The sequence below is a fragment of the Paenibacillus sp. CFBP 13594 genome, from assembly GCF_014842675.1.
Taxonomy (GTDB): Bacteria; Bacillota; Bacilli; order Paenibacillales; family Paenibacillaceae; genus Paenibacillus; species Paenibacillus amylolyticus_B.
In genome coordinates this window covers 132,552-152,174 of the sequence record NZ_JACYVQ010000002.1, presented here as the reverse complement: position 1 = coordinate 152,174, position 19,623 = coordinate 132,552, and the positions used below count along the sequence as shown (strand labels likewise).

14 protein-coding genes are annotated in these 19,623 nt (G+C 45.2%); 11 read left to right on the top strand and 3 right to left on the bottom strand.

The genetic code is table 11. The features are described from left to right. Window positions 1-20: 20 nt before the first annotated feature. The 9 genes from IFU39_RS08005 (at window position 21) to infC (ending at window position 12,039) form a co-directional block, all read left to right on the top strand. On the top strand, window positions 21-1,499 hold the full coding sequence (locus IFU39_RS08005) for an AraC family transcriptional regulator (RefSeq protein WP_244660928.1): 1,479 nt from the start codon (window positions 21-23) through the stop codon (window positions 1,497-1,499). Window positions 1,500-1,630: 131 nt separating this feature from the next. After that, a complete protein-coding gene (locus tag IFU39_RS08000; protein ID WP_192132113.1) occupies window positions 1,631-1,951 on the top strand; it encodes a hypothetical protein in 321 nt (106 codons plus the stop codon). Window positions 1,952-2,134: 183 nt separating this feature from the next. Then, window positions 2,135-3,229 carry a fibronectin type III domain-containing protein gene (locus IFU39_RS32845; RefSeq protein ID WP_341073012.1) on the top strand — a complete coding sequence of 365 codons (1,095 nt, stop codon included), beginning with the start codon at window positions 2,135-2,137 and terminating at the stop codon, window positions 3,227-3,229. 262 nt (window positions 3,230-3,491) lie between these two features. Beyond that, complete coding sequence (locus tag IFU39_RS07990; protein ID WP_192132111.1) at window positions 3,492-5,864, top strand: putative PEP-binding protein; 2,373 nt, start codon at window positions 3,492-3,494, stop codon at window positions 5,862-5,864. A gap of 115 nt (window positions 5,865-5,979) precedes the next feature. Beyond that, on the top strand, window positions 5,980-7,917 hold the full coding sequence (locus IFU39_RS07985; protein WP_192132109.1) for an LTA synthase family protein: 1,938 nt from the start codon (window positions 5,980-5,982) through the stop codon (window positions 7,915-7,917). 234 nt (window positions 7,918-8,151) lie between these two features. Continuing rightward, complete coding sequence (locus IFU39_RS07980; RefSeq protein WP_091016929.1) at window positions 8,152-9,159, top strand: LLM class flavin-dependent oxidoreductase; 1,008 nt, start codon at window positions 8,152-8,154, stop codon at window positions 9,157-9,159. Window positions 9,160-9,258: 99 nt separating this feature from the next. Beyond that, a complete protein-coding gene (locus IFU39_RS07975; protein WP_091016927.1) occupies window positions 9,259-10,011 on the top strand; it encodes a metallophosphoesterase family protein in 753 nt (250 codons plus the stop codon). 483 nt (window positions 10,012-10,494) lie between these two features. Further along, window positions 10,495-11,427, top strand: a complete 933-nt coding sequence (locus tag IFU39_RS07970) for a manganese-dependent inorganic pyrophosphatase (protein WP_091016924.1) — start codon at window positions 10,495-10,497, stop codon at window positions 11,425-11,427. Window positions 11,428-11,547: 120 nt separating this feature from the next. Next, on the top strand, window positions 11,548-12,039 hold the full coding sequence (infC, locus tag IFU39_RS07965; RefSeq protein ID WP_192132107.1) for a translation initiation factor IF-3: 492 nt from the start codon (window positions 11,548-11,550) through the stop codon (window positions 12,037-12,039). A 183-nt stretch (window positions 12,040-12,222) separates the two neighbouring features. On the opposite strand, the gene IFU39_RS07960 is transcribed toward infC, so the two are convergent. After that, the gene (locus IFU39_RS07960; protein WP_192132105.1) at window positions 12,223-13,047 is read right to left on the bottom strand and encodes a protein-glutamine gamma-glutamyltransferase; all 825 of its coding nucleotides are present in this window, start codon (window positions 13,045-13,047) and stop codon (window positions 12,223-12,225) included. Window positions 13,048-13,319: 272 nt separating this feature from the next. Between IFU39_RS07960 and IFU39_RS07955 the strand changes: the two genes are divergently transcribed. Continuing rightward, entirely contained in the window at window positions 13,320-16,067 is a 2,748-nt protein-coding gene (locus IFU39_RS07955; RefSeq protein ID WP_192132103.1) for a PAS domain-containing hybrid sensor histidine kinase/response regulator, read from the top strand. 49 nt (window positions 16,068-16,116) lie between these two features. Here the strand turns inward: IFU39_RS07955 and IFU39_RS07950 are convergent, their stop codons facing one another. Continuing rightward, on the bottom strand, window positions 16,117-16,329 hold the full coding sequence (locus tag IFU39_RS07950) for a hypothetical protein (protein WP_017688899.1): 213 nt from the start codon (window positions 16,327-16,329) through the stop codon (window positions 16,117-16,119). Window positions 16,330-16,448: 119 nt separating this feature from the next. Next, window positions 16,449-17,204, bottom strand: coding sequence for a DUF3153 domain-containing protein (locus IFU39_RS07945; RefSeq protein ID WP_206759550.1), 756 nt, complete (start codon window positions 17,202-17,204; stop codon window positions 16,449-16,451). Between the two features lie 606 nt (window positions 17,205-17,810). Here IFU39_RS07945 and IFU39_RS07940 point away from each other — a divergent pair. Beyond that, a complete protein-coding gene (locus tag IFU39_RS07940) occupies window positions 17,811-19,505 on the top strand; it encodes a M3 family oligoendopeptidase (protein ID WP_076217123.1) in 1,695 nt (564 codons plus the stop codon). The last annotated feature ends 118 nt before the right edge of the window (window positions 19,506-19,623 follow it).

Below are 19,623 nucleotides of genomic sequence, written 5' to 3'. Positions count from 1 at the left end.
CAGATCAGGAATCTCATCATTTGCAAAAAGGAATGATTATGTTTGTTCCTGCTGGAACATCCATTAAGGTAGAAGGCTCTCCTTGGACAGAAAGTGAATTGCAGTATTATAAGCTTGATCTGATGATGGCTGAGTTGAAAGAAGAGACTTCGAACGCTTTGTCTAGTAGAAACATGGAGGAGCAGCAGGAACTTCCCCAAAGTCCAGATTCTCCGACATTATTACCGCTTATGCAACTCAGCTACAGTCCGTGGAGTTCATGTCTGGAAGCCTTGGAACAAATACTACGTCAACAGGTCACTGGCGGTTGGCTGGAGCAATGGGAGGTACAGCTTCGTTTCCAGGAGTGGTTCCGTGCCTTGCTTCGCCAGAGTGTCCCCGAAACAGAAGTACCCGATGACCGTGCCCGTCTTCAAAGTTCAATTCGTTATATTGGCGACCACTATGATCAGACCATAACCGTGGATGAGCTCGCAGCAGATATTGGTCTAACAAGAGCCAGCTACACTCGGCAATTCAAAAAAATCACGGGCAAGCTCCCGCTTGAATATGTAAATGCGGTTCGACTGGAGCGCTCTAAGCAACTATTGCAGCTGACGGATGATCGCATCCATGAGATTGCTCAGAATGTGGGATTCAGCAGCGAATATTATTTTGGCCGCCGATTTAAGCAATATGCTGGTATTTCACCTGGGTTATACCGCCGTCATCACCGTCAAGAGGTTCGTGTCTTTGCTCCGTATCTGGAGGACTTTGTGTTGGCTCTTGGCGTAAAACCTGTACTGCAATGCTCCCATCATTCTTGGGGGAGACAGCATTATTTGGGATTGGATGATGTACCCGAATTCGATGTAAGCGAGCAGGATGCTCAATTTAATGTGGGTAATATACCGGACTTTATCATGCTGAACAAGGGATATGATCGATGGAATCTGGACCGTTTCGAGCAGGTAGCACCTACATTTTACGTAGATCATCTGGGAGAGGACTGGCGCTCCATTTTAAGATCGACAGCCGATGTGTTAGGGAAGGTGAATCGGGTTCAAGATGTGATTGGTGCGTATGAGGACAAGGCAATGGAAGCTAAGAGTCGGTTAGCACGTTATATGCGTGGTCAAACAGTAGCTTTTTTGCGTATATCTGCTTCTGATATTACTCTCTATGGGGACCAGCAGGGTTACGTTGGCCCTGTAATTTATCAGGATCTTGGATTGATTCCGCATTCCCGTGTGCAGCAATGGACAAGACAAGAGCGGAGGATTTCCATTGGATTGGAGCAGTTAAGTCAACTTGATGCGGATCACTTGTTAATTACATTTGACACTGGAAATTCTGCCAAACCTGGAGATGAGCGCGAACTGCTCGACAGGGACGAATGGAAACGCCTGCCTGCGGTGAAGAGTGGCAATGTGTATGAGGTGGATTTCATGTCATGGATGAACTACGGTGTGATCTCTCATGGGAAGAAGATTGAGGATATACTGCGGTTTATGGCTTGAGGGATGGGAGCTAAAACTACAAACAAGCTGCTTTCAATAATTAAATTAAACTCTAAGCAAAATCAAAAAATGGCCCACTAATCTGATTTACTGTATGATATAGGAAAAATGAACTGGAGAATAGACATCCTATGAAGAAAAAAATCTGGGCCTCACTTTTAGTAATAGTTGTTATTGGGATGGTTCCTGTTACAGAGGTACCGAGGACTACGGTTGCCGAATCGCATGAAATTTTGGCTGAAGATCTTCCTGAAAGCTTACGATATGATTCTAACCATCCAGATATAATTTATGTGAAGGATTGTGGGGTCTTCGAGAAAGTTGATTCGAGTTTAATAGATTACGGTGAAGAAGAAGTTGTGGTCGATGATATACAAAAGGTAACAGATAAAACGAATGTAATTGTTGCTTATGAAGCGATTTACGTCAAAAAGGTGAATGGGAATAGCTAATTGATTAGATAACAATATGGAGCGCAAGGAGAGATTTATGCTTCTTGGGCTTTTTTAATATCCAATAAAAAATAAAATTTCAAGAATTTAACTGAATTTTATAGATGAGCAAGTTTATGTTTAGACACATGAACATATATACACTAAAGTGAGTTTGTACATAAACACTTTAGGAGGATTCATGTGAAAACAACATTGTTCAAGAAGGTCGGATTATTGATTGGAGCATTTATTTTTACAATTAGTTTTACATCTACTTTAGGGGTACATGCTGCGGTAGATTATAGTGGCGGGCTCATGGATAAGATGGTAATGACACTTAGCGATACTGAAAGCAAAGGGAGTAAATCTACATATGCACTAACAGATAATAATGAGGCTACAAGTGCGATTATAGAAAAATGGAACACTCCATCTACAGCAGTAGATCATGCGGTTGGAATCTTTAATGGAGCAGTTACAGCGAATGCTATCCGTGTAAAAGCAGATTTTGATGTTTCCGTTGGTTTATTCGATTCCACTGGAAAAGCGATTTTACCGACGTATTGGTACACAGTAAAAGCAGATCAGGCTGATGGAAGATTAATTTATCTTCCTACAACGTACAAAGGAATAACAAAAGTAAACTTGTTTAATTACTCTAATACACGGACAGTCAGTGTTTCCGAGTTTCAGCTGTATAATATCACACCTCCAACTAATCCGTTAAATCTCGAAGCATCTGCAGAAGAATCATCCATAGGATTGACATGGAATGAGACAGCAACGGCAACCAGTTACACGATTAAAAGATCAACTACAGCAAATGGGCCATATATAGCAGTGGCAACTGGCATAACCAAGGCCAATTATAAAGATTCAGATGTAACTCCAGGTACGATCTACTATTACGTAGTAACTGGTGTTAATCCTGTTGGTGAAGGTGTTAACTCAAACGAAGCTTCGGCTATTATTGAGAGCAATGGGCAGATTGATCCTGAACCAGAGCAACCAACCACACCAGAACCAGAAGAACCTACAATTCCGGAACAACCGGAGGAACCGTCCACTAACCGTGCTATCTTTGTCATTACCATGACAACGGGTTTGGAAAAAGAATTCGACCTAAGCATGAAAGAAGTAAATGATTTTATCAACTGGTATGAAGTCAAACAAGCAGGAAGTGGAAAAGCTTCGTTTGCGATTGATAAACACGACAACAACAAAGGGCCTTTCAAGAGTCGGAAGGATTATATCCTGTTTGATCGAGTGCTGACGTTTGAGGTAAGTGAATACTAAAAAATATGAAGTTCCATCAGCATAGCTGAAGGGGCTTCTTTTTGTTCAATTTGATAAATGAGCGAATGCAATTGCCAGAATCAGCTTAGATTCATCTCATTTTAGTGTAGCGTTTACAAAAAAACAGGATAACGAGCACAAAATGCAAAAGCGGATGTCCTTGACTGAACGATTGTGACATACCATTAGAATGAAGGCTGATCTGTAACGCAGGGATTGAAGTCTTCAAGCATAGCCATGAATGGCGGATGGGAGAGCTGTAATGACAAAACGGGTAATTCTGTTGGAAGAAGGTACGGCAGAGATGAAGGGGCTAATGGGCAGTATAGGGGCTGATCTTGCAGAACTTATCCATGCAGGGTGGTCTGTCCCAGCCGGATTTGTGGTCACAACGGAATGCTGTCGCGAGTTCTGTACCCGTCTTGGACATCTTTCCGGTGAAGGAGAGGAAGAGATTATTAACGCGATCCGGCATCTGGAACAGCAAACCGGGAAGTTCTTCGGACATTCGGAGAATCCGCTACTACTCGCGGTACGTACGGACCAGGATCGAGCCTCAGCAACTGCGACACAATCACTGCTCAATGTTGGTCTGAATGATGTTACTGTAGAAGGACTCGCACGTCAAACCGGTGATCGGTTGTATGCACTCCAATGTTATTCAGATTACTTAGAGGAATATGGACAGCTGGTATATGCAATTCCGTCTGAATTTTTCACAGAAATATCGAGTCATGTCAAGGGTCGGGATGAAACGGAACTTGAATTAACCATTACCGAATTTAAATATTTAATTGAAGCGAAGGGGCGTAACCCTTTTCCTCAAGATGTTCAAATTCAATTCAAAGAAGCAGTACGTGCGGTATATCATCCACAGTGTGTTGAAGCATCCAGATCTCAGAAAGAGATCGTGCGTAAATCATATTACATCTCTTCGGAGCAAAGCGCTCCTGTTCTTATACAGACGATGATACATGGAAAATGTGGAGAATCAAGCGGGACCGGAACAATATATACGTGTAACCCACTTACAGGAGAAAAGGGAATTACAGGACAATATGTCCCTACCGGGAACGCGAGCCAAACAGATCACGGCTTGGAGCGTTTAAGGAAAGACCAACCTGAGCTGTACACAAGTTTGCTGGAGATAGGTAGCCAGTTGGAGACGCATAAGGGAGAAGTGCAGGAAATCACCTTTGTGATTGAATCCGGCGCGTTGTATGTTGTGCAGACCCAGCCCGCCCGATTATCCTCAACAGCCACGCTGAGGAGTACTGTGGATTTTGTCCATGAAGGACTCATCACCAAGGAGGATGCACTTCTTCGTATCCAACCTGGGCATATCATGGAAGTGTTGAAGCGACACTACACAGATTCTAACAGAGAAGTGAGCAATGGACATCTGCCCATACAGATCCAGCCAGTAACTAATGATGAATGTCCAGCTTATAACAACTCAGATTCACTTTTATCAGCAGATCTGCAACTACTGCTCAATTGGGCTGATGAAGTGAAAGAGTTGAAGGTACTGGCCAATGTAGATCATCCACAGGATGCCATGACATCAAGGCTACTAGGGGCTGAGGGAATAGGTCTGTGCCGGACGGAGAACATGCTGTTATCACCTGCGCGGTTACCATTTGTACAAAAAATGATCTTGGCAGACAGTGAATCTGAACGCAGGCGTGGTTTGGAGCGTCTGTTGCCGATGCAGCAGTCTGATTTTGAACAAATATTCGAAGCGATGGATGGATACCCGGTAACGATACGTTTGCTCGATTCGCCGTTGCATGAACTGTTACCGGATCTGGGAGTATTGGAGAAACGGCGCGAGTGGTTACAAGCAGAGGAGTGGCAGGAGCAAAAAGACCATCAGAATGAACTGGAGGAACTGGAGCGCGTAATTCGCAGAGTCAGTGAATTGCATGAACATAATCCGACATTGGGGCAACAGGCTTGTCGGCTGAGTACGGTGTTCCCGGAGATTGTTGATATGCAGCTGGAAGCGATTTTCCGAGCAGCGGTGATAGGCATCCGACAAGGATGGTGGGTGCGTCCCGAGATTATGATCCCGCAGATCGGTCATGTGCATGAACTTCAGGTGATGAGAGATCTGGTGGATCATGTGGCGGACCAGGTGCTTGGTGAGGAGAAGCGGCATTGTCACTATAGAGTGGGGGCGATGATCGAAGCTCCGAGAGCGGCGCTGACGGCGACTCACATTGCTCGCCAGGCTGACTTTTTCTCGTTTGGCACGGATGAGCTGACAGAGATGACATTTGGATATAGCCGCCATGAAGCGGAGAAGCGGCTCCTTCTCCTTCAGCGTGATACGGACTCTCGTATGGTAACGAATAATCCATTTCATGTGTTGGACATTGAGGGAGTCGGCCAACTGGTGGAGATGGCGGTAGTCCAAGGTCGAATTCGAAAACCTCATCTGAAAACAGGGATCTGTGGAGAAAATGTTGTGGACCTGGAGTCAATTACGTTCTGCCACCGTATTGGACTGGATTACGTAAGCTGTTTGCCTGAACAGATCCCTTATGCACGAATTGCTGCTGCACAAGCAGCCATTAAGGCACAGAGAGAGGGAGCAGACACACAGAACACGGATATTTCTACAATTGCGTAACGCTCACCCTGTCCTACACGGAACTTCCATGGAATAGCAACCAGAAAACTGTTATACTGAAATATGCGTTTTGTAAAATGAACGTAAAATTTCAGGGTAAGGGTTGAAAGCGACCATGTATAATTCCAAAAATGAACGAACTTCATCACGGACCTTATTCGCCGTGTTATTCATTGTAATGCTGCTGAAGCTGTCACTGCTGCGATATTTCTTTTTTCAGGGTCTGTCCGGCATCGGTCTGTTAACTGACGCATTAGGCGTACTAACTGTGGTATGCCTGCTGGATCTGATCGTGCCCAAAGGCTGGAAGCGAGCAGTATACGGAGGATTTAATATTCTGTTTTCTCTGGTGCTGTTCGCGGCTACGTTGTATAACGTCCATTTTAGTTCGGTACCAACCTATACCGCGCTAAGTGAGCTGGGGCAAGTTGCCCAAGTAAGGGGAAGTATCGGACCACTGGTACGACCGGAGCACTTTCTGTTTTTTGCAGACATCGTACTGGCATTGCCAATATGGTTGATTATGCGCAGACGTGCTGGCGGGCGCAACCACATCAGTTACCGCGATAGCGGTTTGACGTTTGGTAGAATTCGCAGACGTTACTGGGGCAAACTCGGCGTTGCGCTTACCGCTGCATTCTGCATCGTGCTGTCTGGCAGTTTTATTGTCAAAGGTGAAACGATTGATAACGAATTAGTTCGTGCTGAGAATCTCGGTTTCCTGAACTATCAAGTATCGTCGGCCATTCTGACGAGCAAAGAGAATGAGGCCATTGCGAATGGAAACATTAACGAAACCATTGCCAAGATCAATGAGCTGGTTAGCCGGTATCCGTATCAGGATAAACCAAGTGACGGCACAGCCGTGAAGGCCAAATATTTTGGTCAGGCGAAGGGCAGCAATCTGATTGTATTGCAACTGGAGTCCTTTCAGAATTTCCCGATTAATGCTTCCTTAGATGGTCAGGAGTTAACGCCGGTATTGAATAATCTGGCCAAAGAAAGCTATTATTTCTCTCATTTCTTCCAACAGATAGGACAGGGAAATACTTCGGACGCTGAGTTCATGTCGAACACGTCTATCTATCCAACCGGAGTTGTTCCCATGTCAGCAGGGTATAGTGACCGTGAACTGCCGAGTCTTCCCAAGTTATTAGGAAAAGAGGGATATGAGTCCGAGACGTACCACGTCAATGACGTCACCTTCTGGAACCGGAACAAGATGTATCCGGCACTCGGATTCACTCGTTACTTCGACAAGCCCAGCTTCAAAAACGACAGATTCAATGACTTTGGGCCATCGGATGAAGAGTTGTACCGTGTAGGTATGGAAAAAATGACTTCGCATCAGGCTGCGAATCAGCCGTTCTATGCTCAGTTCATAACGGCATCGAGCCACTCGCCGTTTACGGTTCCCGCTGATCGTGCACGGATCACGATTCCAGCGACCATCACGAACAAACTGCTTCACGATTATCTGCAAGCAATCAACTATACGGACTATGCCATCGGTCAACTCATTAATGAGTTGAAGGCGAACGGATTATGGGATAACACTACTTTAGTGCTCTACGGAGACCACTTTGGTCTGCCAGCTGACGAAGAGATTACACAGCAGATTCAGGCCAATCTGGGCGTCCCTTATGACGGTAAAGTAAGTCGATTCAACATTCCGTTAATGATTCATACGCCGAAACAGACCAAAGGGCAAGTGATTGAGCAGCCAGGCGGTCAGTTGGATATGTTGCCAACGATTATGAACTTGATGGGTGTTTCGCTTCAGGATGAGAAATTCACTGCCTTCGGACATGATTTGCTCAACATGGACCACAATGCCTTCGGTATCCGGTATTACTTGCCGACAGGTTCATTTGTCAACGATGATATTATGTTTATCCCGGGTGCGGGCTTTGACGATGGAACGGCCTACTCCCTAAAAACATATGAACCGGTAACGGATTTGGAACCGTATCGTTCCGATTATGAACATGTGCTCAGCCTGATGAAACTGTCTGACGAGTATGTGAAGTTGTTACCGAAACGTGCACCATAAATCAATTTTTCTGCAATAGGTCAGATCAAAAACGTCACCAGTTCAAAAGCTGGTGGCGTTTTTTGCATGTTTCTTGCACAAGTGTGGTAATAAAGAGAATAACTAAAGTTTGAAACTGTAATAATTAATGTTACAATGGAATGAGCAAGAATGAAGTGAGCAAAAGCGCGTAATATTCGCAGATCTCATATTCACAGTTCTTATGAACCTAACAGACGAGAGGATTGAATATATATGAAACTGAGTGTACTCGAACACGGACATATCAATGAAGGACGAACTGTACAGGATACGTTGCAGGAAACGGTGAAACTCGCACAACATGCGGATCAATTGGGGTACTCCCGTTTCTGGATGTCGGAGCATCACGGTAGTGGTGCACTGTCTTTCTCCAGTCCTGAAGTTATGATTGCACATGTGGCTGCACATACGGATCGAATTCGCGTAGGTTCCGGTGGCGTTATGCTACCTCACTATAGTGCCTATAAGGTTGCAGAGAATTTCCGTCTGCTGGAAGCTCTGCATCCGGGACGGATTGACCTTGGGATTGGCAGAGCACCGGGAGGCATGCCAATTGCCAGCAGAGCACTGAATGAAGGCAAATCATCGAATGTACAATTTTTTCCGCAACAGATCGCGGATCTGGGCGGATACTTCCACGAGCAGTTGCCTGAGGATCATCGGTTTGCATCTCTGGTAGCCGGACCATCGGTTCCCACGGTACCAGAAGTGTGGTTGCTGGGTTCAAGCTCCGAAGGTGCGAGAATTGCTGCTGCGCAAGGGACGTCCTATGCGTTTGCCCAATTCTTCGGTACACCAGGCGGCGAAGAAGCAATGAAGCATTACCGCAGACATTTCAAGCCGTCCATCCTGAATGACAAACCACATTCAATGATTGCTGTCTCGGCATTCTGCGCGGAGACAGAGGAAGAAGCGGCTGAACTTGCGCGCAGCAATGAACTTTTCTTCTTACGCCTTGGACGAGGTCTTGAACAAAGTTCCTTCCCATCTCTGGAGACGGTAAACAACTATCCATACACAGCGATGGAGATGGAACAGATCCGTCAACGTCGTTCTTTTTCCATCGTGGGAACACCGGATCAGGTGAAAGACAAAATTACCGCAATGGCAGAACGCCATGAAGCAGATGAAGTCATTATTGCATCAGCGGTTCATTCGTTTGAAGCACGTCTGCGCTCATTCGGCTTGATTGCTGAAGCCTTTGGACTCAAGCAGGACTAATGGTAAGCAAGCGGGAATAACTACTCTAAACAGACTGGAATCTTGCTCATGCAAGGTTCCGGTTATACTCTTGCGTGATCAGGGAGAGGAGAGATTCACATGCGCAGATGTGTCATTAGTGATATTCATGGCTGTTACGATGAATTTAATGCATTGCTTAAGCTCGCAGATTATAATCCGCAGCAGGATGAATTGATTTTACTCGGTGATTATGTCGATCGCGGTCCAAGCAGCAAACAGGTCATCGAACAGATTATGCAGCTTCAGCAACAGCACCATATTATGGTGATCAAAGGCAATCACGATGCCATGATGGTGAAGGCGCTTACCCAGGATGTTGAGCAATATGATCAACATTGGATTCGTAATGGCGGACTACAGACGATGGCAAGTTATCTGGATCTGGAGCTTACTTATGATGAGCAACAGATCGATTGGGAAGCTTATGCTGAAGCCAAAAAGTGGATACGTACACACTATGAACACCATCTTCGTTTTCTGGAACAGCTTCCGCTGGTGTACGAAATTCCGGGTTATATTTTTGTGCATGCCGGGATCAACCCGGATATCGAGGATTGGAGAAGCCAGTCCGAGCGGGACTTTATTTGGATTCGTGAATCATTCTATTCCAGACCAACGACGATTAGAGAGACGGTCGTATTTGGACACACCCCCGTGAAGCATTTGCATGATGAGACAGGCATTTGGTTTGACCCGAGCGGAGACAAAATTGGCATTGATGGTGGTTGTGCCTACGGAGCACAATTGAACCTGCTGGAGATTAGCGAAGACGGCAGTCTACAGACCTTTTTTGTACGGCAAGGGCAGAGCGCTGAAGAGCCTGAGATGTAATATTTTCGTTGGACATCAGATTTCGTATGCTAATTTATAAGGTTGTACGATGGAATAAATAGGATACATATCATATCGACTTGAGGGGAATGAACCAAGTTTAGCTATTTTTCCAAAATGACTTGCCTGAGAATAATTTGCAATTAATTCGCTGTAAAGGGATTGGAATTTAGCCTTATTAGCGCTATAATCAGTAGGGTGTGATTAAAATATGACATATATTTTCTATATAAGTTCAACTAAACTTTTTACACGAGAACGGAGAGGACAGAAAAAAGCTGGAGAAGCGGAGCGTTCGCCTGAAAGCTTTCTGAAAGAAAGCTGCATCGGAAGCGTATGCTTATCACTGGATTTTCGCTTTAACAAGGGAATCAAAAAATCTGGGGACAACAGCGATCGGAAGGTTATTCTGTCATCGGAGTGGCAAGTGTAAACATCTTTGGTTAAACTTATATAAATCAGAATTGACGGAGGGCTATGAATATGGAAAAAGCGTTAATCTTCGGTCACAAAAATCCCGACACGGATACGATCTGTTCGGCAATCGCCTATGCGGATCTCAAAACAAAATTGGGTCAGGACGTTGAAGCTGTTCGTCTCGGCGAAGTCAATGGTGAAACCCAGTTTGCACTGGATCAATTCAAAATTGCTGCACCACGTCTGATTAAAACCGCTGCAAATGAAGTAAACAAAGTTATTCTGGTTGACCACAACGAGCGTCAGCAAAGTGTAAGCGATATTGAGGAAGTAACTGTTGTTGAAGTTATCGACCATCACCGTATTGCTAACTTTGAGACAAGCGGACCTCTGTATTTCCGTGCAGAGCCTGTAGGTTGTACAGCAACCATTTTGAATAAAATGTACAAAGAAAATGGCATCGAAGTGAGTGCGCCGATTGCTGGCTTGATGTTGTCTGCCATTATCTCCGATTCCCTGTTGTTCAAATCCCCGACTTGCACAGAGCAGGACATAGCCGCTGCACGTGAACTGGCTGCCATTGCTGGTGTAGATGCAGACAGCTATGGTCTCGACATGCTGAAAGCCGGCGCGGATCTGAGCCAAAAAACAATTGCTGAACTGATTTCCCTGGATGCCAAAGAATTCGTAATGGGTCAATCCAAAGTGGAAATTGCACAGGTTAACGCTGTAGATGTGAATGATGTTCTCGTGAAGCAACCTGAGCTTGAAGCAGCCATTGAAGCAATCATTTCCAGCAAAGGTCTCGACCTGTTTGTATTTGTCGTAACAGACATTCTGAACAACGATTCCGTAGCTCTGGCATATGGTACATCCACTAAAGCTGTGGAGAAAGCCTACAATGTGACGCTGTCTAATAGCAGAGCGCTCTTGAAAGGCGTAGTATCACGCAAATCACAAATCGTACCAGTTCTGACGGAAGCATTCAACACACTGTAAATCAAACCGATTGGCGTATTTGTACGCTGATATGTATTACAAATAAGTAGCAACACCATCCTAGCCTGCTCTGATCCGTAAATGGTCAGGACAGGCTTTTGATGTAGAGGAGGAAGAATCATGATCAAAAATGAAAAGATCAAAGCAGCCGAAGTGCAGCTGACCGGCCTGAATGGTGAAGATCTGGGTGTCATGTCCACGCAGGAAGCACTTCTACTCGCGAAGCAGCATAAAGTAGATCTGGTGTGCTTGTCCTTGATGACAAGTCCACCGCCATGCAAGCTGATTGGAGCTGGAGCGGCCAAAGAGGAAGCGCAGCAGGCGAAGAAAAAAGCGAGTAAATCCCCCGATAAACGTAAAGTAAAGGAAATTCGCTTGAACCTTGCGATGGAGGATCATGACCGGGATACGAAGCAATCTCAAGCGGAGCGCATTCTGAAGAAGGGTGATTCGGTAAAACTCGTCATCCAGGTGCATGGAGCTAAAGAAGGAGTTGCAGGCAAGGAGTGGGCTGAACAACTGAGCAAATCGCTAGCTGAATTCGGTAGCAAAACGACAGGTGTTCAGGTAAGTGGTAAACAGGTTGTTGTGCAACTGGACCCTAATGTGTAAACTGCTTGGAGCGATCCTCGATGTAGCACAAAGGTAAGGAATGTCGATACAGTAATGATCTTTTAGATGTAAAGAAAGCCCAATGAGGTGGCAGGCTAACTGCTGCTGTATTGGGCTTGTTTGTCATCACTTGGATTGAGGTGTCGTGCAATTTAATGCAAAAGCCGTTTCTATTCCAGTAGTTCAGCTGCGTAAATAACGGCTGCCACCAAGACGTACATATAACTGCCCAGGTAATACAGGCGTGGAACCAGCGGCCATATTATTCTGGCTGTTTTTGGCGAATCGGGATAAATAAAAGAAGTCCGGATAGATCACCATATCCATTAAGTAGGCGGAGACCCGGCTACCTGGAACGCGGAACTGATTCAGGGTACGTATAATTTCTTCGCCGCGTGCAATACCAATGCCATGACCATAATACCAGTTCTCACGCAGCATGAACGTATTCTCTCCCTGCCACTCGGGGGTTTCCGGAGAAACATCCGGATTTTTGAAATACAGCACATCTCCTGGCAGGGCGGTTTCGCTACCGTTTTTTTCGGTTAATCGCAGGTCACTGTCATAATGCCAGTCAAAGAGTAACAGATTTCGAAACAGGGAATTAAAGGCGTCTTCGCGAATGCTTCTCAGCACGCCACCATACAGCACAATAACGGTAGCTGTTGCACATTCAAAGGCATATAAGTGTCCATTCCTCCAGATATCCCGGATACCGTCGGCGGGGGTCACGTTTGATCTTAGCTCGAACCCACCTTCCGCATTACGATTCCAGAAGGCAGGATTACATCTGGATTTTTCAAAGGATGCAAAACTCACACCGCTTCGATCCAATCCTTCCGCTGCATCCACGAGAGAGCCCCTCAAGTCCCACTCAAAACGAAGATGATCCATGGATTGGTACACATACCTTGTAGGACGATCCTGTAGTTGCTGTAACCAATACCATTCAAAATCAGACCATTCCGAGCGGTTCAGCAGGGCGGGTTGATTTGCGACAATGATCATGATCCATAACCTCCGTTCCTATTCGAATATTCAACATTGTATAATCGGGAGAGCACGGGTATTGTGTAGTATATGACGTGATGTGTTCGAATTGGTATGTACATAATGAAAGTTGTCAGCATCCAAAATTAAAAATGTCGATTCATGCAGGAATTTTGTCCGATCTCGTTTATCAATCATGGCATTTGGGGTAGTACTCTATAGATGAAGTTATGTTCAGGTCGATCTATTCATACGGAATACATTCAGATTCTTATAAAGGAGGACATGTAATGTCGAAATCCATTACAGAGAGCCGATCTCTGTTCGAACAATTGTATACGCACGCACCAATCGGCATTGCTGTCGCATCGCATGTAAATGGACGGTGGTTGCAGCTTAATCCTGCATTTTGCGAGATGCTTGCATACAGTGAAGATGAACTGCTCGATACTTCAGTTGTACATATGATCTACGAAGAAGATCTGCACATGGAGGAATTCCGCAGCAAATTCTGGGAAATGACCCATAAAACAAGTGAGATGTACGAGACGGAGGTTCGCCTGAAACGCAAGGACGGTTCGTTATTATGGGCAACCATTAGAGCTTGCATCGTACGGGATGAAACGAGTGGTGAACCTTTGTATCTGCTCGTACAAGCTGCTGATATTACGAAACAAAAAGATGCAGAGGAAATCCTCATTGTGCAACGTAAGCAATTGGAAGAGAGCAGTCGCATCTCTCGCCTGCTCGCGGAGTCTTCACTGGACTTGATTGCAATACATGATGCCGATTCCAGTCGTACATTTAAATATGTATCGAATGCATGTAAAAACATGTTGGGCTATGAGCCAGAAGAAATTATAGGTAAGCCGGGAACATTTGTTATCTATCCGGAGGATGTGCCTTTGGTTGAAGCGTACGTAGAAGAGCAGAGAAAGGGGCTGGCTCCCAAACGGATCAGTTATCGCCTGTTACATAAGGATGGATCTACGGTATGGGCAGATACAATTACACACTATGTATATGACAGTGCAGGTGAATTGATGGAGATCGTCGCCGTAACACGGGATATCACAGCCAGCCAGCAACAACAGTTAAGCATGCAGGAGTACAGATCGTTATTTGACTGTAATCCCCTAGGTGTGGCTTCTCTTGATCTGGAAGGGAATTTGCTGAAAGCCAATATGGGTCAGGAACAGTTGACAGGACACACCAAGGAGGAGCTGCTCAGTCGGCCTTTTGATCACCTCATTGATCCTGTGGATCTGGAGAAGACTCGATATCATTTTGAGGAAACGGTGAAGGGCACTGCACAGAGCTACGAGATAGGCTTGATCCACAAAAATGGACAGCGAATTGAAACCAATGTTATTAATGTTCCTATTATACTTGAGGAAAAGGTTGTAGGAGTCTATGGGATTACCAGTGATATTACAGAGTCCAAACGTTATGTTGAAGAAATCGAAAATCTTAGTTATGAACGGGCATTGATTTTGAATGGCATGTCTGAGGGTGTTATTGGACTGGACCTGGAAGGGAATCTGAACTTTGCCAATCCGGCCGCTGCGGAGATCATGAACTTCTGTCCAAGTGAAATGAACGGCAAACCTCTTGAACAGATGATGATCCAGATGCAGAGCGAAGGTATCCCTTACCCATCCAAGGATACACCCATTCTACAGGCTGTTCGTGAAGGACGAGGTCTGCCGCGTACCGAATCCGTTTTTTGGAGGCAGGATGGGTCAAGTTTCCTGGCGGAGTTCCAGTTGAAGCCGATTATTGATCAGGGTAGAACCCGCGGAGCAGTGATGGTTTTCCGTGATATGACATCTGTTAAGGACATCATACGTGCCAAAGAAGCAGCAGAGGATGCAGACCGAGCAAAGTCCGAGTTTCTCGCCATCATGAGTCATGAGCTTCGTACGCCATTAAATGGCATCATGGGCATGGCCCATCTGTTAATGGAAACCGAGCTGGATGATGAACAGAAAGGTTTTGCGGAAATCATGATTGATAGCGGGGAATCCCTGTTGTACATTTTGAACGAAATTTTGGATTTCAGCAAAATCGAAGCAGGCAAAATGGATCTTGAGCGCGCACCTGTAGATATTAAGACGATGTTGGGTGGGGTGATCGAGCTGTTTGCACTGAAGGCCTCAGAGAAAAATATTGAACTCTATTGTGAAGTGTCGGATCACATTCCTGAACGCATTCGAGGGGATGAGACACGAATCCGGCAGATTTTGATTAATCTGGTGGGTAACGCTGTTAAATTCACAGAGCAGGGCCGTATTAAGGTGAGCGTAGGTGCTGATTACTCAGATGAGCATGGTCAGGATAACCTGATGTTGACCTTTAAGGTGAGAGATACGGGGATCGGCATTCCAATAGAAAAGCAGCATCAATTGTTCCAATCCTTCTCACAGCTTGATCCGGCCATCAATCGTAAGTTTGGCGGGACAGGTCTGGGCCTTGCGATCAGCAAAAAACTGGTGGAGTTAATGGGCGGAGCGATTGGCGTACAGAGTGAGATCGGTGAGGGGGCAGAATTCCAGTTCACCCTCGTAGTGGAGCGGTGGTTAGAGGAAAGTATTGACCCGATTGAAATCACCACGAATGAGGATTTGCAATTGGATCGAGCTAGTCTTGCCCATGACATCAAAATTTTGATTGCTGAGGATCAAGCGGTCAACAGTCATCTGTTGGAGGAGATGCTGCGCAAGTTTGGCGGAGTCTGTGATATCGTTGAGAATGGTGCACAGGCCGTCGATTCATTGAACCAGGTTCAATATGACCTGGTGTTTATGGATATTCAAATGCCAGTTATGGATGGGATTGAAGCGACCTGCCACATCAGACAGAGCCGCCCAGACATACCGGTTATTGCAGCGATTACAGCTTTTGCAGGCGCTGGTGACCGTGAGGAGTGTCTGAAATGCGGGATGCAGGACTTTATCAGCAAACCGTTTCATTCCACGGAGATTAGCCGCGTACTGAATACATGGGTTCCATATATTCGCTCTCAAAGGGTAACGTAACAGAAAAATAACCTGTGCCTTGAATTCAAGGTACAGGTTATTCTGTCATTTACGACCAGCCTCCGATTAAACCGGAGAGAGTCACACATTCGTCATCTTCCAAATCTGCAATCAGAGTGAGTTCTTCGTTGTCTTGTGGATCAACGGAGAATAATTCACGGCGTCCGTCCTCATGCACAATAATGACTAACTGATGGCCGCCCTTTGTATCAAACTGGTACTTAACTCCGATACCAGGTAGTGGGCATTCGCGGATATTCATGAAACCTGTCACCTCTTTAGCTTTGCTTAATGAAAAAATTAACCGTTCACACAGTACGGATGTATTCTACTATCCATAACACCGTTTGGCAAGTCACAAATAAAATTGGTGTGAAGGAATTAATTTTTTCCGTGATGTGATCTTGCACTATGGCGCTGTCTGGCCCGTCTGCGACGAACAAAAAACCAAATAAGCAGAGCAACGATTAATAATAGGCCAATGACTGCAATGATGATGATGTTCCGGATATTGGGAACCTGTACAGTCAGATCCAGTTTATTCATCTGGAGGGGGGAAACGTGCCAAATAAGCGTTTTTCCGCCATCCTCCACCTGATCTGCATTGGAATCGGCTGCCTTGATGGGCAAAGACAACTTAAAGTCAAAGTTAACATCCTTTAACAAGAGGTTTTTAAGAAAGCTAGGCACCTTGTTCATTTGATTTTTGATCTCACCATCGGGCATGGACTCCATGAGATCAGCTTCTGCTGTAATGTGCATCTTGGAAGTGAAGAAGCCGGGTGAAGTTGATTGTTCAACTTTGATCCCTTGTGGTAACTCGGATGTATCAAAGCTGGTCGTATTGTTTTTTTCAAAATGAGTGGTCGCTGTGAGTTGCTTCTGATCGCCCTGTTCCGAAACCTCTGCCTGGAAGTTATTTCGATTCAATGCATCTGCGATCAGAGGCATGAGATTGTCTTGCCCAATTTTTCCAAGAGCGGAGTTCTTTACATTGAGATTGAGATCCAGATCCGTTGATCCATCCATATTCACCGTTAGATGGGCTTCTCCATCAGCACAGGCGGATAAAATCGATAACATAAGGGCTAATAAAACAGTAAGAAATAGCTGACGTAAGGGGATGCGAGTTGACATGTCTTTCAACCTTTCTGCGTAAAAATCCAAATTCCATTTCATAGAAGTATAGTATACACCGTAAGCACGGCGGATGAAACTTTGAACCGTGCAGTGAGGTACGTATGATTTAGTGTGATCGGGGAAATAATCCATTTATTAAAATTAAAGATTTCGTATTTTTGTCAATGTTCGGTCAATTCAAACGGCGCTTCACCGTGTACACTAGTAGTAGTGTGATGAATATACGGAAGCAGGGAGGTTACATTCATGACATATATCATTATTATGGCTGTTATTATGGTCGTGGGCATGGTCGGAATGGGCTGGTTCTATCAGATTATGGATAAAGACCAAAGCTAGTATTGTTTAAATGTGAAAAGAAGAGAGACAACCTATAAGCTGGCTTCGCTAACGCGAGGCGGGCTTATTTGTGTGGGGAAAAATTTTGAGGCACTGACCTTACATTAGCACGTAATATATGTAACCATTCAAGTTGTACAATTTGACCGATGGACAAATATTTTTCGTAAAGATGGGATTTTTTAGCTGCTCTTTTGTATAATAGGGGGTAGTTTAACTCGGGATACTCTCGAGATTCTGCCAAACAGGAAAGGGTGTACATAAATGAAATTTAGTGAGTATACGTATACACGTCCGAATCTGGAACACATCAAGACATCTTTCCGTGAGCTGTTGAGCGGTTTTGAAGCTGCGGCAACGGTTGAAGAACAGAGTGGGTTCATGGATCAGATTAACGCGCTGCGCAGTGATTTTGAGACACAAGCCCAATTGGTCTACATCCGTCATTCCATTGATACCAATGATGAGTTTTACAAGGCGGAGAACGAATTTCTGGACGAGAATGCACCCATTGTGCAGGAATATATTACGGATTTTTACCGTGCACTGGTTAACTCCAAATTCCGCAATGAATTGGAACAAAAATGGGGTTCACAGCTGTTCCAGCTGGCGGATCTTTCACTGAAAACATTCAGCCCGGAGATTATTGAAGAACTCCAGAAGGAGAACAAACTTTCCACAGAATACAATCAGTTGATTGCATCGGCCAAAATTCCGTTCGAAGGTGAAGAGCGCACGTTGCCACAGTTGCATCCATTTGAACTGTCCACGGATCGCTCCATGCGGGAGCGTGCTTCGGAAGCCAGATACACTTTCATGGCTGAACATGAAGCTGAATTCGATCGCATTTACGATGAACTGGTTAAAGTACGTACACAGATCGCGAAGAAACTGGGTTATCCAAGCTATGTCGAACTCGGCTATGATCGCATGAACCGTACGGATTACAACGCAGAGATGGTTGCCAACTTCCGTGCGCAAGTTCGTGATTATATCGTACCTGTGGCGACCAAGCTCAGAGAGCGTCAGCGTAATCGGATCGATGTGGATACGTTGTATTATTACGATCAGGGCTTCAGCTTCAAGACGGGTAACCCGACACCTAAAGGTGACGCGGACTGGATTATCGATAATGGTAAAAAAATGTACGCTGAATTATCACCAGAGACAGATGCATTTTTCCAGATGATGACCGAAAACGAGCTTATGGATCTGGTAAGCAAAAAAGGTAAGCAGGGCGGCGGATATTGTACGTTCCTGAACGATTACAAAGTGCCGTTTATCTTCTCCAACTTCAACGGTACCTCCGGTGATATTGATGTATTGACACATGAAGCAGGTCATGCTTTCCAGGTGTATGAGAGCCGTGATTTTGCAGTGCCTGAATACAACTGGCCGACATATGAATCGGCTGAAATTCATTCCATGAGTATGGAGTTCTTCACATGGCCGTGGATGCAGTTGTTTTTCAAGGAAGATACGGACAAGTACAAGTTTGATCACCTGTCTTCCGGTCTGTTGTTCATTCCGTATGGTGTAGCTGTGGATGAATTCCAGCATTTTGTATATGCGAACCCGGATGCAACTCCAACGGAGCGCAAGCAGGCTTGGCGCAACATTGAGAAGACCTATCTGCCACACATCAATTACAAAGATAATGCGTATTTGGAGCAAGGTGGTTTCTGGCATAAACAGGGTCATATTTTCTCATCGCCATTCTATTACATTGACTATACGTTAGCACAAATCTGTGCATTCCAGTTCTGGAAACGCAGCAATGAGGACATGAAGTCCGCATGGGCCGACTATCTGACATTGTGCAAAGCGGGAGGAAGCCTGTCCTTCACCGGATTGGTTGAACTGGCTGGATTGAACTCACCATTTGAGGATGGTTGTGTATCCTCCGTAATTGGCGATATTGAGGCATGGCTTGACGGTGTGAACGATAAGGCGCTGTAAGCCTTCGTAAGGATAAGGATGTTTTAATGAAAGTACCATCGTAAGGTATAAGTAGTGGATATAGCTTTAAGATCGATAGGAGAGACGGCTTGGAGACCTTCGGGTGTCTGGGTCGTCT